The sequence below is a fragment of the Blastocatellia bacterium genome (assembly GCA_016713405.1).
Taxonomy (GTDB): domain Bacteria; phylum Acidobacteriota; class Blastocatellia; order Chloracidobacteriales; family JADJPF01; genus JADJPF01.
In genome coordinates this window covers 19510-37383 of record JADJPF010000016.1, presented here as the reverse complement: position 1 = coordinate 37383, position 17874 = coordinate 19510, and the positions used below count along the sequence as shown (strand labels likewise).

Here is a 17874-nt window from a genome sequence, read left to right as displayed (position 1 = left end):
TTCTTGTCTAAAAAGCTTTAAATTAGATACCTTGATCTTTTAAGGCTATTTCAATTAATATTTACTTACCGACGCAAAAAATTTTATTCACTCAACAGCTTGAATTATTTCCTCCATCATTAAAATTCAGGAAAAGCGGTGGAGTGCTTAACAACAAATCACTAATGGAGACCACCAATGCTAAAGTTAAAAAGAGTTGTTTTCCTTTTGGTGTTCTTAAGTGCTATTGCACTTAACTTAGACTTCACTGTTACAGATGCTCAAACAAAAGGTAAGCCCAAAGCTAACTCAACAGCAACTGAAACAAAGAAAACTCCTAAATTAACACCTTTACCAGTTCGCCCTGGTGTTGATTATTCTGTCTTTGACCATGCTTCCCATAGTCCAGATTGTCTTAGCTGTCATATTCCTGATCGAGTACCAACATTTACCGATAAGCGAATTAAACAACCAGACATTGCCAAAAAACCTTTTACTTATGATGACCGTGTAACTCAATTTCCTCCTCATGCTGCGTGTGAAGAATGTCACTCAATAGTACAATTTTCTTTCCCTGTACCTGCAACAAAAGGATTTTGCCAAATCTGCCATGAAGCTGATAAAAAGACAGTCCTCTCTGTTTTTCCTGAACAAAGAGACGACCAATTTGGAATGAGGTTTCCTCATGATATTCATGTTGGTATTAAGTCAAAAAGTTATAATGTTGGCCCTAAAGTAGAAGAACTAACAGATGAACAAAAACAACTTCAAGCTGTTTCTATTTCTTCTGGTTGCAGCGAATGTCATGTTAAAGATGGTAAAGATAAGGATGAAGAAAATTTTTCTGTTCCCTACCATCCAGAATGCGCTCGTTGTCATAGCGAAACCCCAACAGATGCGGCAGCTAAAGACGATCCTAAGTTTAAGCTAAAGAATGAAAAACCTTACATGAAGGAATGTTTAGAATGTCATAAACCTTTTATGGCTCCACGTCCTGTAGTAAGAGATGTAATTGTACAAACTGATCCACCACCAAAATTTAACCCTGAAAAAATCAACCCTGATAAACCTTATAAGAGTACAGCAATACCTTTTACTCACTCTTATAGCTCTCATGAGCAAGATCTACTAAAAGAAAAGGTTACAAAACTAGGCCCAGACAAAAAGCCTGTCCTAGATAAAAATGGCAAAGAAGTAAAAGCATTTCCAGAGCTTAAATGCCAATATTGTCACGAAGATGCAGCTAAATCTAAACGAGTACAAGGTATTTTAATTCCATCTGCTGTTAAATCCTGTATTCCTTGTCATAACAATGGTAAAGGTGGCTTAAAATCCAAAGGACACGAGCTTACTTTAGGTGAAATTATTAATTTAAGGCCATAAAGTTACTTTCGTAAATATAACTAAGCCTTTATTTATTTTGGAATTAAACTTATGAAGGCAAAACTACAAATAAGTTCTACTGTTGGTAATGAATCGTTTGATTATGAAATAGTCAAGCCAGAAACCAAAATAGGACGTTCTCCTCAAAGTAATGATATTGTATTGATTGATGTTCAAATTTCACGTGAACATGCAACCATCAACCGCAAAGGAGAATATTTTTTCTTAACAGACTTGCAAAGTGCTAATGGGTGTTTTGTCAACGGGAATCGTATTTCTGGAGAACATTTAATTAGTGCAGAAGATATACTGCAAATAGGAAAATACTTATTAAAACTCCACTGTGAAAAAGAAGTTTTGCCTGTTGCTAAAACTGTAGCAAGTCAATCGGCTCCTTCTCACACTGTTTTACTACGCGCTCCGGTAAATGCTTCAATGCTAATACCTAAAGTAGATTCCGGGAAAATGCCTGATGATTTTAGCACTCCAGATTTACTAAAGAAAGAAATGGAGCAACTGCGTAAAAAGTCTGATGTATTAAATTACCTCTATGAATTAGGTAATATGTTTAATTCTGTTTTTGCATTAGAAGACATTTTTGCTCGGATGTCTGAAATGCTCTTTCGTGTTACTCCAGCCGAACGTTGTATTGTTCAACTTAAAGACACAGATACTAAAGAACTAATGGTTAAAGCTGTTAAGTTTCGATCAGAAGAAAATAACCAAGATAAACATATCACTCCACCTAGTGCAATTGTTCAACAAGTAATGCAGGAGCAAGCAGCACTACTTCTGCTAGATGCTCAAGATGCGGGCAAAGGAGGTATGACTGCTGTTTTTCAAGGGGTTCAATCTGTTATTTGCGCTCCACTAATTGTAGGGGGTCAAACTGTTGGTGTAATTTATGTAGATAATCGTAAAAGTTCCAAAGGCTCTGAAATTCCGAAAGTTTTTGGCTCTGATGACTTAGATTTGTTAAGTGCTATTGCATCACAAACATCTATGGCACTTGATAATGCAACGGCTCATAATCGTCTTATGAAAGAAGCTTTAGCACGTGAAGCTTACGGGCGGTTTTTACCTGATAAGGTTGTAAATAAAATTTTAGAATCTCCTGAATCACTTAAATTAGGTGGCACAAATGTAGAAGCAACAATTCTATTTGCTGATGTACGTGGCTTTACACCCCTTTCAGAAAAACTACAACCACAAGAAATAGTTGAGCTTTTAAATGAATATTTTACTAATATGACTGATATTATTTTTTCCCATCAAGGCATATTAGATAAATATATGGGTGATGGTTTGATGGCTCTATTTGGTGTAGCTTATGATGACCAAGAAGCAAAAGAAAATGCTCCTCTAAATGCAGCAAAAGCTGCTATTGATATGCAAAGACGAATGGTAATGCTTAGAAAGAAGTTCTACGAGCAATTTGGTCATGAAGTTAATATAGGTATCGGTATTAATACAGGAGTGATAACAGTAGGTTTTATAGGTTCAAACCGACGTATGGAATATACTGGTATAGGCGATCCTGTAAATTTAGCTGCTCGTTTAGAAGCAAATTCTAAAAATTCTAGTACTCATATTCTAATTAGTTCTGCTACTTATGAAAGAATTAAGGACAAAATTGTTGCTAACCGCTTACCACCAATAGAGGTAAAAGGAAAAAGTGAGCCTCAAGAAGTTTACGAAGTAGTTTGGGAAGAGTAGAACAATACTTCTTTTAATTTCTAAATGTAGCTCAGATGTCAAATTCTCTAACGGGCAATCTTTGGATTGCCTGTTTTTATTTTGATTATTGAGAAAGCCCAAAAAAATTTTGTATTAAGAATAATAGGTTAAATATAATGGTAGAAAAATTTAACGTAGTAAATATAAAAGAAAAGTTTGCTAAATTTAGTGAGTATTGGACACCTAAAATAGCAGCAGAACTAAATGGTCAACAAATAAAATTTGCCAAGTTAAAAGGTGAATTTTTTTGGCATTTTCATGAAAATGAAGATGAACTCTTTTTAGTAATAAAAGGCAAACTACTAATAAAATTACGTGAGCAAGATATAACAATTAATGAAGGTGAATTTTTTATTGTCCCAAAAGGTGTAGAACATTTGCCAGTTGCAGAAGAAGAATGCCATGTTATGTTAATTGAGCCAGCATCTACGCTAAATACTGGTAATATTCATAATGATATAACCCTAGAAAATCTAGAAAATATTTAGATACTACTATTTTCTTATACTATCCATACTACGGTAATTTTCTTACCTACATAAAACACTGTTCTTAAAAAATGTCAATTATAACATTGCAATATATATCTGCTAATTAAAGCTAAGTAATTATTTATCTTGACTTAAAAAGAGAGAAATGAAAAACTACCTAAGTTATTAGAAATCTAGACAAAAATTTTCACAATTTCTTATTCAAAAAATATCTAATTTTTCATAAATAATTCCAATTAAAGCTTATATATAATTATTTTTATTTTCTAACAATAAATTTAATAAACAAATGGCCCCTACCCTAACTAATCCTTGCATCTGGAGGTTTTATGTATTACTTAAATAAGCTAACTCTTGGAGATATTCTTGCTTGTCGTAACGGTTTAAGAGAATTGACCACTGGGTCTAAATCTATGGAAGAAGGAGCAGAGCAAATAGTACGTTATTTCTATCATCAGTTAACAGATGAGACAGAAAAAAAGCTTGTATTTTAGCACGTATTTATAAGACTTTTTCTTATAAAGACCTAGATTCGTCCTTACGTACTTTTGCAAATAAATTACCTATTGGTCAAGATATAACAGATCAAACTCGTTGTTTAGTCTTAATGGCAACTATAGGGGAAAAAGCTTCGTGGAATTCCCGTCTACTTTCTCAAGGCCATCAAGCTATACCACTGCCTAGCGAGTCAGTGATTATTAAACTGCCAATGATTTCACAATTAATTAAACAATTAGGTTTAGAAGTTCATTCTGTAATTAAACCAAACCCAACAATGTTAGTAGATAAAGAGGAAAAACTTTACAATGTGTTTTTTATTGCTGATGCTTTAGGTAGTCCCTATATTCCTGCACAAAAAGACTTTGTAATTCCTTATGGAGTTAAATCTGTGTTAGGGTTTGGAAGTTTGTTGCCTGGAGGGGATTTAGTAGTAACAATTTTATTTCTAAGGGTAAAAATAAGCTCAGAAACAGCAGAACTATTTAAGACCCTAGCTTTAGGAACAAAGGTTGCGTTACTTCCATTTACTTCTGGCAAAACATGGAAATAATTAATAAAAAAACAACTTAGAACAACAAAGGCTATTAAAATTACTTAATAGCCTTTTTATAAATTCTGTAATTTTTTGTAAATCCTTTTACGCGCCTAAAACATCTAAAGCACGTCGATAATACATATCTCTAACAGATTTGCCATTATAACCGCCATTTATTCTGTAGGTAATAGCATCAAAATTTCTTGAGTCAGCAAAAGAATTTAAGTTACGACTATTCCAGTACCAACCAGCAACACGAAAGCCTACATCAGGATCAGAAGCGCGAGTTGGGTTTCTTTCTAGGTCAATTCCTAATGCTGCACCCGCAGCGCGATAATTAGCTCGTCCTGTTAATTGAATTGGCCCACGACCCTTAAAACGTACTCCATCACCAGGTTGAGTATTACCTAAATCACGACGACCTTCATAAGCACGCCCACTAGCTAATTCCTCAAAGTATTTTAGTTCTCCACTTTCTTGAGCAAGTTGGGCTAAAAAGGCAGCTTGGCGTTCTGGTGTATTAATCTTAAATTCAGCCATTGCTTTATTTAAGGAAGGCAAATAAGCTTGTGCTTTAGCATCAGATAGCGAAGGCATAATACGCTTTAGTTCTGCAACAGAAACTCCACCTTTAATATCTCCACTTGGGCCTGTATTTCTAACAGGAGCAGAATTATTAGTCTCATTACTAGCAGTTGGACGACTTTGAGTAGATGAAGAACTTGGACGAGTTACTCCATCTATTCCACCAGGTATATTAAGCTGTTGACCTACATAAATCATATTAGGATTTTTTATTTGTGGATTAGCCATCATCATGTCGTTTAATCCAACTCCGCTACGAGAAGCAATACCAGATAGAGTATCGCCTGGACGTACCATATAACTACCTCCTGCCATAGGGCTTTCTGCTGGAGATTGAGCTTTTGATACAGACATACCAGCTAAATTTCCTGTCCCTGCTTGAGAAGGTATATTAATTTGTTGACCTGGATAAATTAAATTAGGGTTTTTTATTTGTGGATTAGCAGAAATTACATTACTTAAACTAACTTTATTACGTGCAGCTATTTCAGAAAGTGTATCACCAGAACGAACCGTATAAGTATTGTTACTAGCACTAGATATTGATTGAGAGTTGTTACTATTATTAACTCCTGTCACCATAAATTTTCCCCTTGAAATAAATTGATAAGATAAAGTTTTTATTGATGTGTAAATGAAGTAATCCAAGAATAAAAAAATCTTCATAAATTTTTCTAATTTTTCCTGGAAAAACAAAAGGGCTTCTTGTGAAGCCCAAAAAAGGTCTACTTAAAACTCTAGATCTAGGAGGTGAGATAAAAAGAAATTTTTATCTGACGCTAGAAATCTAACGCCAGACTTATCATCATATTTTTATGATGATATAAAACACTTTTCGCTACTTTAATTTGATTTATAGCTGAAGTTAGAGATTAGCAAGTAGGTGTAACTTATTTATTACAGGCAAGTAAAATTTCTGAAACGCTTGGAAAAAATAACAGATACTAAAACTGTATCTGTTATTTTATGATCATATAAAACTTTAACTTTTTGGCTTAGTAAATTCTACCCAATATTTTGCTCTTTCAGCATTACTTTGAGCCTTCATTTTTCTAAAACTTGTTTTGCATTATTTGCCATTTGTGATAAAGCTTTATTAGGTGAGGAAGCAACTTGAGTTAAAGCTTGTAATCGCACATCACTTGGAGAAGCATATTCAGCAGTATCAATTGGTCTACCAGAACGTTTTACCATTTCATAGCGAAAAGTATAGCCAGAAAAAAGGCTAATTATAGCTCTAGTTCTTATTCCTGGAGCAACATTTTCGTTTGTTGCTAAAGTAGCTAAAACGCTAACTCCTTCATCTAAAAAGCCTAATCCATCTATAACATTAAAGTTTCGTTTATCTGGGTCAACTGCTGTTAATTGACTAAGATTACCAAGTTGGTCAGCAACTTCTTTTTCTATTTTTTCAACAGCTTGTTTTTTCTCATTATTATTAGCTCTTTCATAAAATTGTTTTAACGACAAACACCCAGATAAAACAACAGACATACCATTAACATAATGAAGATAGTTAGCATCTTGGGCAAAATGATATCCCAAAGCAATCGCGCTTTGCATAGCTGATTCAGCAGCAACTTTATCACCAGTTGATTCTTTTAATAAACCCTTACTTAACAATGCTAAAGAATATCCTCTTAAAAGTCCTATAGGTGCTGAACCAATATTACTTATATTTTCTTCAATAGGAATAGATTCTCCTACCAATCGCATAGTTTTAAGTCTAGTAGCTTTTTCTAGTTCTGCAATTTCTGGGAGTTCTGCTAATTGTTGGGCTTCTGTTTTAGCTAATTCTAATAATTGCGGGGTAATTTTAGCTTTTTCCTCTGCTCTAAATTCGCTATCAAAAGCTTGAGCAACTACATCCATTTTATCAAATACAGCTTGGTTTTCTGGAATAGTTATAAGTCGTCTTTGAAAAGTCGGCCAATAAATTTCACCTGCATTACCTTCTTCTTGAGGGAAAATTATACTACTAACGTCGATTATCTTAAATGTATTTACTAGATTTACTGTCTCCGCTTGTTTTTTAGCTACTTCTACTTGTTTTTTAGCTGTAGTTGTAAATATTTCTTCTGTCAGAATATTACTTGGTCTTTGACACGCTAGCATTGTAAATAATAATAGCACTACAATCAAAGTTTTGCTTTTTTGAGTCATTGCTTTCTCCAAAAATAAATTATGAAGTTTCCTTGAAAAATTAAGAAATTAAAGGATTTTATCTTTTTCTTCAGAATAAATTAGATAATTTTTTGTTCTGTAAGTTAAGCTATTAAACTAGTATTTCCAATATTTTTCAAGTGCAGAGTTAAAATTATGGCAGGAACTATTTAGCAATTAAATGCTTTAACTCAAAATGTATTATGCTAAAATTTTATTTTATTATCTATTAATTAAAGTTACTTAAACTTGAGGTATTATCTTATGACTCGTAATATATTATTTGCAGTTTTGTTAACTAGCTTAAGCCTTTCTACTCTTAATTTTCCAATAAATCTATCTACTTCTATGACAATTAATAAAACATCTACAAGCTTTGAAACTCCTGCGGATAAATCTCTTTATCAAGCAGAAATTTCTAAATGGCGTGCTGAAACAGAAGCCAAATTAAAGTCTGACCAAGGTTGGTTAGCTGTTGCAGGGCTTTATTGGCTTTCTGAAGGAGAAAATCGTATAGGTACAGATCCAAAAGGTCAGATAGTCCTTCCAAAAGACTCTGCTCCTGCTTATATTGGCTCAATAGTGCTTAATAAGGGTAAAGCCATTTTTCAACCTACAAAAGATGCTAAAGTTTCTGTTTTAGATAACGTTTTAACTTCCGAACTAACTTTAACCTCTGATGTTGACGGTAAACCAGAGATTTTAACCATTAATGATTTATCTATGTTTTTAATTAAACGTGGAGATCATCGTGGGGATCGTTATGGTATCAGGTTAAGAGACAAAAACAGCCCTTTCCGCAAACATTTCACAGGTTTAACCTGGTATGAAGCAGATGAAAAATATCGTATAGAAGCAAAATTCATCCCACATGAGCAACCAAAAACTTTGTCTGTCACCAGCATAATAGGTGATATTACAGAAGAAACTAGCCCAGGCTATGTAGTTTTTACAATTGATGGTCAAAAGTTTGAGTTACAAGCAGAAAACTCTAGCGGTGGCCGGCTCTTTATTAATTTCAAAGACTTAACCAATGGCAAGACGACTTATCCAGCAGGTCGTTTTCTTTATACCGACCCTCCAAAAGATGGAAAAGTTATTTTAGATTTTAATAAAACTGTAAATCCTCCTTGTGCTTTTACTGCTTATGCTACTTGTCCTTTGCCACCTCAACCAAATCGCTTATCAATAAAAATTGAGGCAGGAGAAAAAACTTATCATTATGATGAAGCAGATGCACATAAGTAAATTTAAGTAAATAAAAACGAACTTTCCGATAATTAAAGGAAAAATAACGGCGTGGATATAAGAAAGGCCATTGTAGTTGTTAATCTTTATACTTCTATTTGGAAAAGAAATCTTCGATATTTACATTGCAGTGTATTAATAATGCTGGAAAATCCATCACCAACAAAAACAAAAGCCTCAGCTAATTGAACTGAGGCTTTTTCCATAAAAACTTAGAAAAAACTTTTATAAAACTACAATGGCAGGTTGTGAAGCATTGCCAGCAGAATCAACAACTACAACTGTATTATTACCTGGTACAAGTCCAAGTTTTTTAGCTTTACCTTTAACAGTTATAGAAGTATCCGTATTAGCTTTTATTTTCTTTGATTGATCAACATTATTAATTAGAACTCTAGCATTTGTACCAAATCTAGAACCAATAATAGTTAGATTTTTTCCATCAAATGCTGCTGCCATAATTATCGGTGCAGGTGGTGTTACTGTTAAAACAAAACTCTTGGCATCAAATAACGGAGGATTACCGTTATCAGTCGCGCGTAATGCAACAACAAAACTACCTCTACTACCTGCTGGAGGAGAAATAATTAAACGACCTCTTCCACCACCCATATCTTGAAGGGTGACAAAGCTTGGAGTAGGTGGACGGTCAACAGATAAAGTAATAGTTCCATCAGGGTCAACAGCACTAAAATCAACCATAACAGTACTAGTTTCTGGAACAGTTTGATTTGGAACCATTGATAAAACAGGAGCTTGATTATTACCTTGAGCATTAAGATTAAAGTTTGAAACTACAAAAACAGCACCGCCATTGTTGCGGCCTTGATTTCCCATAGAAGCTGGGGCAGTAATAACTAAATCTGGCATAGTATCATTATTAAGATCGCCTACAGCAAAACGGCTACCAATTTGATCCCCTGTTCGAGGGCCAAGTATTACGCTATCTGGTGGTTTAATTTGCACATCCCTTTGCTCAAAACGATTCCCACCTTTAAGAAAGATCAACGCTTGTCCATTTCGCGCACGTCCAGCCGGATTAGTTGAATTAGGTGCGCCAATAATTAAATCTCTAAATCCATCCCGGTTAATATCTGCTAACAACATTGGAGGAGTGCTTGGAATTATATTTGGTGTTCCTGGATTAATTGAAACTGCACTACCTAATTGATCCCCAGGATTAGCACCTGAAAAAGAAGCATCTGCCATGCTAGTAGCTAAATCTCTTGTTCCAACTAGCGGCGCACTACCATAAAATACATAGGCTTGACCAGAACTAGCCCGTCCATTAGCCATATGTCCTGGCGCACTAATGACTAAATCATCTATTTGGTCAGCATCAACATCCCCAACCAATAAGCCTTCGCCAAAACGAGAATTAATGCTTGGGCCAAAGGCTACAAAACTAGGTGTAACTGGGTTTGGATTACTTTGTAAAGAAATTGGGCCACTAATAATTATTACCCCTCCTGTAGCTTGCCCACTACTATTAGTAAGTCCTGGAGCAGAAACAACTATGTCTTGTCTTCCATCGCTATTTAGATCTCCTGCTGCTACATTTGTACCAAAACGAGCATTAGGGCTATTAATAGTTACAGAGAAAACTATATCTTGACTTCCACCAAGGTCTATTACTTGATTTCCAACAATGCTAATACCTCTTAAAGCTAGTACAAGCCCATTGCCTTGTTGACCTGCAAGAGGTGCGCCAATTAAAAGATCTTGATTTCCATCACCATTAAAATCAGCACCTGCTAAACTTGCACCTATTTGCGCTCCAGCAACCGGGCCTATAGCCAAAAGTCCTGGTCTAACAGTTGCCAAGTCAATAGTTGAAGAATTAAAACCTGTGCCACCAAAAAAGGCATATAATTCCCCAGCATCATTACGAGAATTATTAAGACCATCTCCACCTGGAGCCGCTATAACTAAATCTCGTCTTCCATCAGCATTAACATCAAATAAGCCAACATTTGAGCCAAGTAAGTCAATTACATCTGCACCTATTATTCGCACATCCCCAACATTATTAGCTAAATCAAATGTGCCTCGAAAATTTGCTCCACCAAAAAATATTCTTACTTCTCCACAACGAACCCTATTAACTCCTCCATCGCTACTAGGCATCCCAACAACTAAATCATCTATTCTATCTCCATTAAGATCCCCAACTGCTACAGATGCCCCAGCCATAGTTTCCGCCCTACCAAAAATGCTAATATCTGCTGCACCTGTGTTGGCTAAATCTACTGTCACATTCATATTTTGTTGAGCATCAACATAATGTGCTGGAAATAAACTTATTATTAAGGCAAAAAACACCCCTAAAATTATTAGTAACCTGCTAAGGTTTCTTTTTTGACTCTTCACAAGCTTTCCCCCCTTTTTAATTTAGTTAAATCTTATTTTTTGATCTACTAACCATTGCTGATACCAATCTGGAAATTCTATCGCCAGTTTGCGGCTTAGTTGCGATTCTACTGTTGTTTGAACATGTTCGACAAATTTTTCTGCTGGCATTTTCTGATATTTACTGGCGTTTATTCCTGATTGTAACTCAGATTGTACATTAGTAAGTAGTTTCTTTTGCTCAACTTGTGGCAAGCCTTCAAAAGCATGTCGCCCAACTTCAATAAAATATTCTTGATATTCTAATTCTGCACGGGTTTTTAATAAACTAGATGCGTTATCAGACTCATACTTATCTACTAAGCTTCTTTTTGTAGTTATTTTAGTAGGAGATTTTGTAGAAGTTTTAGTGCTACGTGCTGGAGGTAGTTGTTCAGCAGGTAGATATTTTCTAATTAAGCTAACTAATAGTCCTCCTGGATTATCAAATTTTTTTCCCCGTTCACATTCAGAATCAAAATATTTTATTGCTTCTAAAATATCTTTTTCACAACCTTGTGAACGGCTAACAATATCTCGTGCTACACCAATATCAACCCCACGTGAAAAAAGTTCTTTAACTACTAAGGGTTCTTCTACAGTGTTTTCTTGTTTTGCTTCCTTAACTTCTTTAACTTCTTTAACTTCTTTAACTTGTTTTTTTGCTCTAGTTCGTTTTTGCTCTATATTTTGTTCTATAGATGAAGATCCTTCTAATTGAGAATTAGAATTTTCTCCTTTAGAACTAACAGGGGGACTAGGTGAAATATCTGCCAACATTTCACTATATGGGATAGATAAAGAGACCCGGCTTGCAAAACCTTCTGCACGAATTAACCAAAGAATTTGACCTTCTAACCGCCAACGAAGAAGAAAACCTTTTTCTACTAGTTTCTGTAGTGGTAACTCTAACTTTTGCATTAGCTGAGAAGTATAACGATAGCGGCGAGCAACTCCTAAATGTTCATAACAAAGATCATTAATATTTAAGGAAAGCTGCACTAAACCTTGTTCAAACTGATTATCCAAGTAACGAAATAAACGTTTTTCCAAAGGCGTTTCTAACTCTTCAAAATAAAAGCTAGCATCCAAATATTTAGTTAATTTTTGGCTAATTGAAGCGGCAATACGGTCTGACCAAAGAACATAGGAAAGTTTTTCTCGCCCAGCAGTTTCATCAAAAAGCTTATATTCCTGAATGATGGAAAAACCCATATTGATAAACTTTTTTCTTTCCTTATCAGCAAAAGCATTAGTTGCTTCAATATGTATACCGGCAAGTTTGCGAAAACTAGACTCAATTCGGCTGTAATAAAAAGTATTAAGCGGCCAACCCAGCTTTTTACATAGCTGGTAACGGGTAAAAAATATTTTCTTTGACCCTCCTTGCTCCCTAGTTAATTCAAACAGTGCCATTAATACATCATCATCTGCGGGCCCAGGAAAACCTTCTTCACCGTGTGGGAAAACCTTCCAATGCCGTTCAACTTGTCGGCCTGCTACTACAATTGTGTCACGAAACTGCAATGGTTCATGACTACGCTGCGCCTTTTTATCTAAAACCGAAACAGGAAAGGTAGCTAAATTAAACTCATCCAAAGAAACACGTACTAATTCTACATGCTCGCTAGTATGTAATTTAGGTCGGTGTTGTTTTGTGCGTGCCTCATGTGGCCGTTTTTCCATACTGCCTCCAAAAACATTTATTCCATTTTCTAATACCATCAAAAACATTACAGCTTATATGAATACATTACATTTACATTTATATTCTTTATATAAACATATATATATGGCAATTTAAGAAAAATCTATCTTACTCTATTTATTACAGTTAACAATTTTTACTTATTTCAAGTGTTAATAATTTTATTTCAACTATTAAGAGTTTTATTTCAAGTGTTAATATAAATTTATCCCAACTGTTAATAACTCTTACTTTCAACTGTTAATAGTTTGCATTCCAACTGTTAATAACCCGATTTAGGACTTGTTTTCAACTGTTAATAGATTGCACTCCAACTGTTAATAAACACTTATTCCAACTATTAATAAGGTGTTACTCCAACTGTTAACACTTTTATTTCCAACTGTTAATAAGAAATCTTTTGAGATCAATGTGATCGCAACTGAGATCGAAACTGATCAAAAGCAGATCAAAAATATAGATCAATTATGATCAACTTTGCGATCACCTTAAATTGATCTGCGATCATATTTCGGTTATTCGATGATCAACTCGATCACTTTATTTTTACTATTAATCAACTATTAACAGTTGTAGTAAGAGTTATTTTCTTCAAAGAACGTTTTTGTATCTAAGTAATGACAAATTAAATAATTTATGAGATAGTAACCGTTAAGTATTTAGCTGAATATTTGTTCTGATAAATACGCAAACTTAATGGGTCTGACAGACTTATTATCATAAATTACAGAAAATCCAATAGTTTTATTTCAACTGTTAAGAGTTTTACTTCAACTGTTAATAAAATTATTTCAACTGTTAATAAAAGTCTGTAACTCAAATAAGGAGTTGATCTTGTCACCAACACGCACTTTAGCAATTTTTAACCAAGCCGGTGGAGTAGGTAAATCTTCTTTAACTAGGGATCTTGGTTATGAACTAACACAACATAACTTAAAGGTTTTACTAGTAGATGCTGACCCGCAAGCCTCTTTAACAGAGTTTTTAGGGTTAAACACTGACCAACTAGAACATAGCCTTTTTGAAGCAATAATTCATCGGGAAAGCTTACCAATTCATTCTATACACGGAATGGATCTAGTTCCTGCAACCATTGATTTAGCTACAGCAGACTTTCTTCTTAATGCAGAAATTGGGCGCGAGCTAAGATTAAGAGAAACTTTGCGAGCAGTTAAAGATAACTATGACTTTATAATTATTGATGCTCCTCCTTCACTTGGAAATATTTCTATCAATGTTTTAGTTGCTGCTGATGAAATATTAATCCCTGTTCAATGTGAAATTAAGGCTCTACGAGGAACAAAACACCTTTTTGATACAATCGAAAAAGTACGGCTTCTTAATCCAAACCTAAAGATTGCTGGTATTGTTCCAACGCTTCTTGATATAAGAACTCGCCTAAATACAGAAACTTATGAAGTAATTCAAACTCGTTTTGGTAGTCGATTAACAGTGTTTCCACCTGTTAGACGTGGTGTAGCCTTTGCTGAGGCTGCCGCACGTGCTATGCCTGTACAACTTCATGCACCTAAGTTTGAAGGAAATAGCGATATTAAAAAACTTGTAGAAGGACTATTAAATGGCTAAAAAACGACTTGGAATAGACGCTTTATTTGCTAGTACAATTGTTCCTGATGCTGATGCTGTAGCGGTAAGAAAAATAGCATTAAATAAAATTATTCCTAACCCAAATCAGCCGCGCCGACGTTTAGAACCAGCCGCTTTGACTGCATTGGTTGAGTCTATTCGTCAAAGTGGGATACTTCAGCCTATTATTGTAAGAGAGTTAACGTCAGGTGAAGCTCCTTATCAAATTGTTGCTGGAGAACGTCGCTGGCAAGCTGCAAAACTCGCCGCTTTAACGGAAATTCCTGCCATTATTCGCACCCTTTCAGATGAAGAATCTCTTCAACTTGCTTTAGTTGAAAACTTGCAACGTGAAGATCTAAACCCTGTTGAAGAAACTGAAGGCTATTTAGCCCTACTTAAACTGAAACTACGAGATGAAATTGAGTTTGCTGCTTTTGTTCGTCCTAATGATACAGACCCCTTTGGCGATGTCTTAAGGCTACTGTTTGCAATGAATAACAATAGAACGGCTCAAAAAGAAGCTCAAGAAAATGGACGAAGCAAAGTTAATAACAACGTTGTTATTAACTTGACCCCAATTGTTGAATCTGTTTTTTCTGCTATAGGTCGTACTAACTGGCTATCCTTTATTCAGCATCGATTACCTTTAAGACGACTTCCGGCAGATGTTTTAACTGCTCTACGAAATGGCAAAATTGAGTATACAAAAGCGCGTGCTATAGGTCGTTTAACTAGCGAAACCTTAAAATGTTCTGAAAGCCAAGCCCTAGCATTAAGAAAAACTATTCTTAATCAAGCTATTACAGAGTCTTTATCATTAATAGCTATTAGACGTTTAATTGAAGCAGAAAAAAACAAATTAACAACAGTTGATAAAAATAAAGTAACAGCTACGGAACATTTACAGGTTTTAACTCGTCAAACAGCAAAAGAATTAAAAGAATTAAAATTATCTCAACTTTCAGAAGAACATCAAAAACAACTTCAAGAAAAACTTGAAGAATTAACTCAACTAGTCGAGCTAGTTAGATCTACTAGTTAGTTTATCCTCTCGTTGCCCGTTCGATGCTTAGTTTAACGATCTTAAAGTGATCATACTCGATCATTTTGAGATCAACTGATCGAGTGATCGAGTTGATCTAAGATCAGCTAAGATAGTTGACTAGTCGATCTGATCCATTTTGATCGAAAAATCAAGTGATCGTGCTTAAAAATAGATCCATTAAAGCGATCTAAAGCTATGGACGGTTAAGTAAACTTACTTTTAACTTTAACAAAAAATAAGGGGCAACCATGGAAAATCAAAAAAACGAATTTGTACATTACCGTACTTGTAACCTTTGTGAAGCAATGTGTGGTGTTGAAATAACGGTTAAAGAAAACAAAATACATAGCATTCGAGGAGATAAACAAGATCCATTTAGTCAGGGGCATATTTGCCCTAAAGCCGTAGCCCTGCAAGATCTCTATTATGATAAAGATCGAGTTAAACATCCTCTACGCCGCAATGGTACAACTTGGCAGCGTATTAGCTGGGATGAAGCTTTTGACGAAGTAGTTCAAGGGATAAAGAAAATTCAAGCTAAACATGGTAAAAGCGCAGTGGGTGTTTATACTGGCAATCCAATGGTTCATAACTACGGATCAATGCTATTTGGGCCAATGTTCTTTAAGAGCCTACATAGTCGTAATCATTTTGCGGCAACTTCAGTTGATCAACTAGCACATCATTTTGTTGGCTATTTTCTTTATGGTCATCAATTATTACTACCTGTACCAGACTTAAAACGCACGGAATTTTTAATTATTTTAGGAGCAAATCCGGCTGTATCAAATGGGAGTTTAATGACCGCGCCTGATGTTGCTGGACACTTAAAACAGATTCGTAAACGTGGTGGAAAAGTTATTTTAATAGATCCACGTCGAACAGAAACTTCAGATTTATCTGACAAGCATCTTTTTATCCGTCCTGGAACGGATGTTTTCCTTCTACTAGCTATTTTACAAGTAATATTTGCTGAAAATTTAGTTCGCCTTGGTCATTTATCTCAATTTACAGATAAAGTTGATGTGATAAACAAACTAGTAAAAGATTTTACCCCTGAAAAAGTCGAGTCAATAACTGGAATCTCTGCAACAGAAATCTATAACCTAGCTAGAGACTTTGCCACTGCTAAAACAGCCGTGTGTTATGGTCGGATGGGAGTTTCTACACAAGAATTTGGTGCAGTATGTCAATGGTTAATTAATGTAATAAACATTGTTACTGGAAATTTAGACCGTGAAGGTGGCGCACTTTTTACCCTACCAGCGTTTGATCCTGTAACAGCACCAGACGCAATTGCTCCTAAAGGAAGCTTTGGCCGTTGGCATAGTCGAGTAAGAAAATTACCAGAATTTGCTGGTGAATTGCCTGTTGCAGCAATGGCAGAAGAAATCTTAACTCCTGGAGACAAACAAATTAAAGCTTTAGTAACTTGTGCTGGAAACCCAGTTTTATCTACACCAAACGGTCAACAGCTAGATAAAGCCTTAGCTAGCCTTGATTTTATGGTATCAATCGATTTTTATATTAATGAAACAACAAGACATGCCAATATTATTTTACCTCCTACCTCATCTTTAGAGCATGATAACTATGATTTAGCTTTTCATCTTTTAGCCATTCATAACACAACAAAATATTCTCAAGCCCTATTTAATGGAGATCCTGATAGCCGTCATGACTGGGAAATCTTTCTGGAATTACTAACTAGAATGGAGTCAGATGGAGTTGTTAGCCAGCTAACTTCAACAATTAAACATAAAGTATTAAAAGCCCTTGGCCCAGCTGGGTTATTAGATCTAGGCTTGCGTTTTGGCCCTTATGGAGCAGGATTAAATCCATTTTCAGACAAACTTAGCCTTAGCAAATTAAGATCTTTACCTCATGGAATAGATATATCTGCACTAAAACCTTGTTTACCTGAACGCTTGCAAAGCAAGTCAAAACGTATTGATTTAGCTCCACAGCCTTTAGTTAAAGACTTAGAGCGAGTTAAAGAAAGATTTCTTAGCAGCACAACAAATAGCAATCAACTACTTTTAATAGGCCGTCGTCATTTACGTAGCAACAATTCTTGGTTACACAATAGCTTAAGACTTGTTAAAGGACGCTCGCTTTGTACATTGATGATAAATCCTGTAGATGCTGCTAAACGCCAAATTTCTAACGGTCAAAAGGTATTAGTTGCCTCTCGTGTTGGTAAAGTCCACATAACAGTTGAAATAACTGATGAAATTATGCCAGGAGTTGTAAGCATTCCTCATGGTTGGGGTCATAACCGCGATAACGTATTATTAGAGGTTGCAAAACAACATGCAGGAGTTAGCGTCAATGACCTTACTGATGAATTAGCTATTGATGCTCTTATTGGAACAGCCGCTTTTAATGGTGTTATGGTAGAAGTTCAAGCTGTAGCAGATGAAATAACTCCCCAAGAAAACATGCCTTTAGCAAAAGCTGTTAATGGTTAATAATTTTTTAACATTGTTGGAGATAGCAAAATTTATGTTATCTCCAACAA

The 17874-nt window shown here is 35.1% G+C and carries 13 protein-coding genes; 9 read left to right on the top strand and 4 right to left on the bottom strand.

Going from position 1 to position 17874, the window contains the following annotated elements; all coding sequences use genetic code 11:
• Nucleotides 1-177: 177 nt before the first annotated feature.
• The 5 genes from IPK14_17640 (at nt 178) to IPK14_17620 (ending at nt 4641) form a co-directional block, all read left to right on the top strand.
• The gene (locus IPK14_17640) at nt 178-1362 is read left to right on the top strand and encodes a hypothetical protein (protein MBK7995134.1); all 1185 of its coding nucleotides are present in this window, start codon (nt 178-180) and stop codon (nt 1360-1362) included.
• Between the two features lie 51 nt (nt 1363-1413).
• A complete protein-coding gene (locus IPK14_17635; GenBank protein ID MBK7995133.1) occupies nt 1414-3078 on the top strand; it encodes an FHA domain-containing protein in 1665 nt (554 codons plus the stop codon).
• A gap of 137 nt (nt 3079-3215) precedes the next feature.
• A complete protein-coding gene (locus IPK14_17630) occupies nt 3216-3587 on the top strand; it encodes a cupin domain-containing protein (GenBank protein ID MBK7995132.1) in 372 nt (123 codons plus the stop codon).
• A 332-nt stretch (nt 3588-3919) separates the two neighbouring features.
• Entirely contained in the window at nt 3920-4084 is a 165-nt protein-coding gene (locus IPK14_17625; GenBank protein ID MBK7995131.1) for a hypothetical protein, read from the top strand.
• A gap of 113 nt (nt 4085-4197) precedes the next feature.
• The gene (locus IPK14_17620; protein ID MBK7995130.1) at nt 4198-4641 is read left to right on the top strand and encodes a hypothetical protein; all 444 of its coding nucleotides are present in this window, start codon (nt 4198-4200) and stop codon (nt 4639-4641) included.
• Nucleotides 4642-4728: 87 nt separating this feature from the next.
• Here IPK14_17620 and IPK14_17615 read toward each other — a convergent pair whose 3' ends face one another.
• Together IPK14_17615 and IPK14_17610 are read right to left on the bottom strand one after the other, a co-directional pair.
• Nucleotides 4729-5877 carry a LysM peptidoglycan-binding domain-containing protein gene (locus tag IPK14_17615; GenBank protein ID MBK7995129.1) on the bottom strand — a complete coding sequence of 383 codons (1149 nt, stop codon included), beginning with the start codon at nt 5875-5877 and terminating at the stop codon, nt 4729-4731.
• Between the two features lie 378 nt (nt 5878-6255).
• Nucleotides 6256-7374, bottom strand: coding sequence for a hypothetical protein (locus tag IPK14_17610; GenBank protein ID MBK7995128.1), 1119 nt, complete (start codon nt 7372-7374; stop codon nt 6256-6258).
• Nucleotides 7375-7638: 264 nt separating this feature from the next.
• Here IPK14_17610 and IPK14_17605 point away from each other — a divergent pair, with 264 nt between their 5' ends.
• Complete coding sequence (locus IPK14_17605; protein MBK7995127.1) at nt 7639-8622, top strand: DUF1684 domain-containing protein; 984 nt, start codon at nt 7639-7641, stop codon at nt 8620-8622.
• Between the two features lie 225 nt (nt 8623-8847).
• Here the strand turns inward: IPK14_17605 and IPK14_17600 are convergent, their stop codons facing one another.
• Entirely contained in the window at nt 8848-10992 is a 2145-nt protein-coding gene (locus IPK14_17600) for an FG-GAP repeat protein (GenBank protein MBK7995126.1), read from the bottom strand.
• A 21-nt stretch (nt 10993-11013) separates the two neighbouring features.
• A complete protein-coding gene (locus IPK14_17595; protein ID MBK7995125.1) occupies nt 11014-12696 on the bottom strand; it encodes a replication initiator protein A in 1683 nt (560 codons plus the stop codon).
• An 856-nt stretch (nt 12697-13552) separates the two neighbouring features.
• Between IPK14_17595 and IPK14_17590 the strand changes: the two genes are divergently transcribed.
• The 3 genes from IPK14_17590 (at nt 13553) to IPK14_17580 (ending at nt 17824) form a co-directional block, all read left to right on the top strand.
• A complete protein-coding gene (locus IPK14_17590) occupies nt 13553-14305 on the top strand; it encodes a ParA family protein (protein ID MBK7995124.1) in 753 nt (250 codons plus the stop codon).
• Entirely contained in the window at nt 14298-15350 is a 1053-nt protein-coding gene (locus IPK14_17585; GenBank protein ID MBK7995123.1) for a ParB/RepB/Spo0J family partition protein, read from the top strand. Before IPK14_17590 ends, IPK14_17585 begins: the two co-directional genes overlap by 8 nt.
• A 251-nt stretch (nt 15351-15601) precedes the next feature.
• Nucleotides 15602-17824: a molybdopterin oxidoreductase family protein gene (locus tag IPK14_17580; GenBank protein ID MBK7995122.1), complete on the top strand. Its 2223-nt coding sequence runs from the start codon at nt 15602-15604 to the stop codon at nt 17822-17824.
• Nucleotides 17825-17874 lie beyond the last annotated feature (50 nt).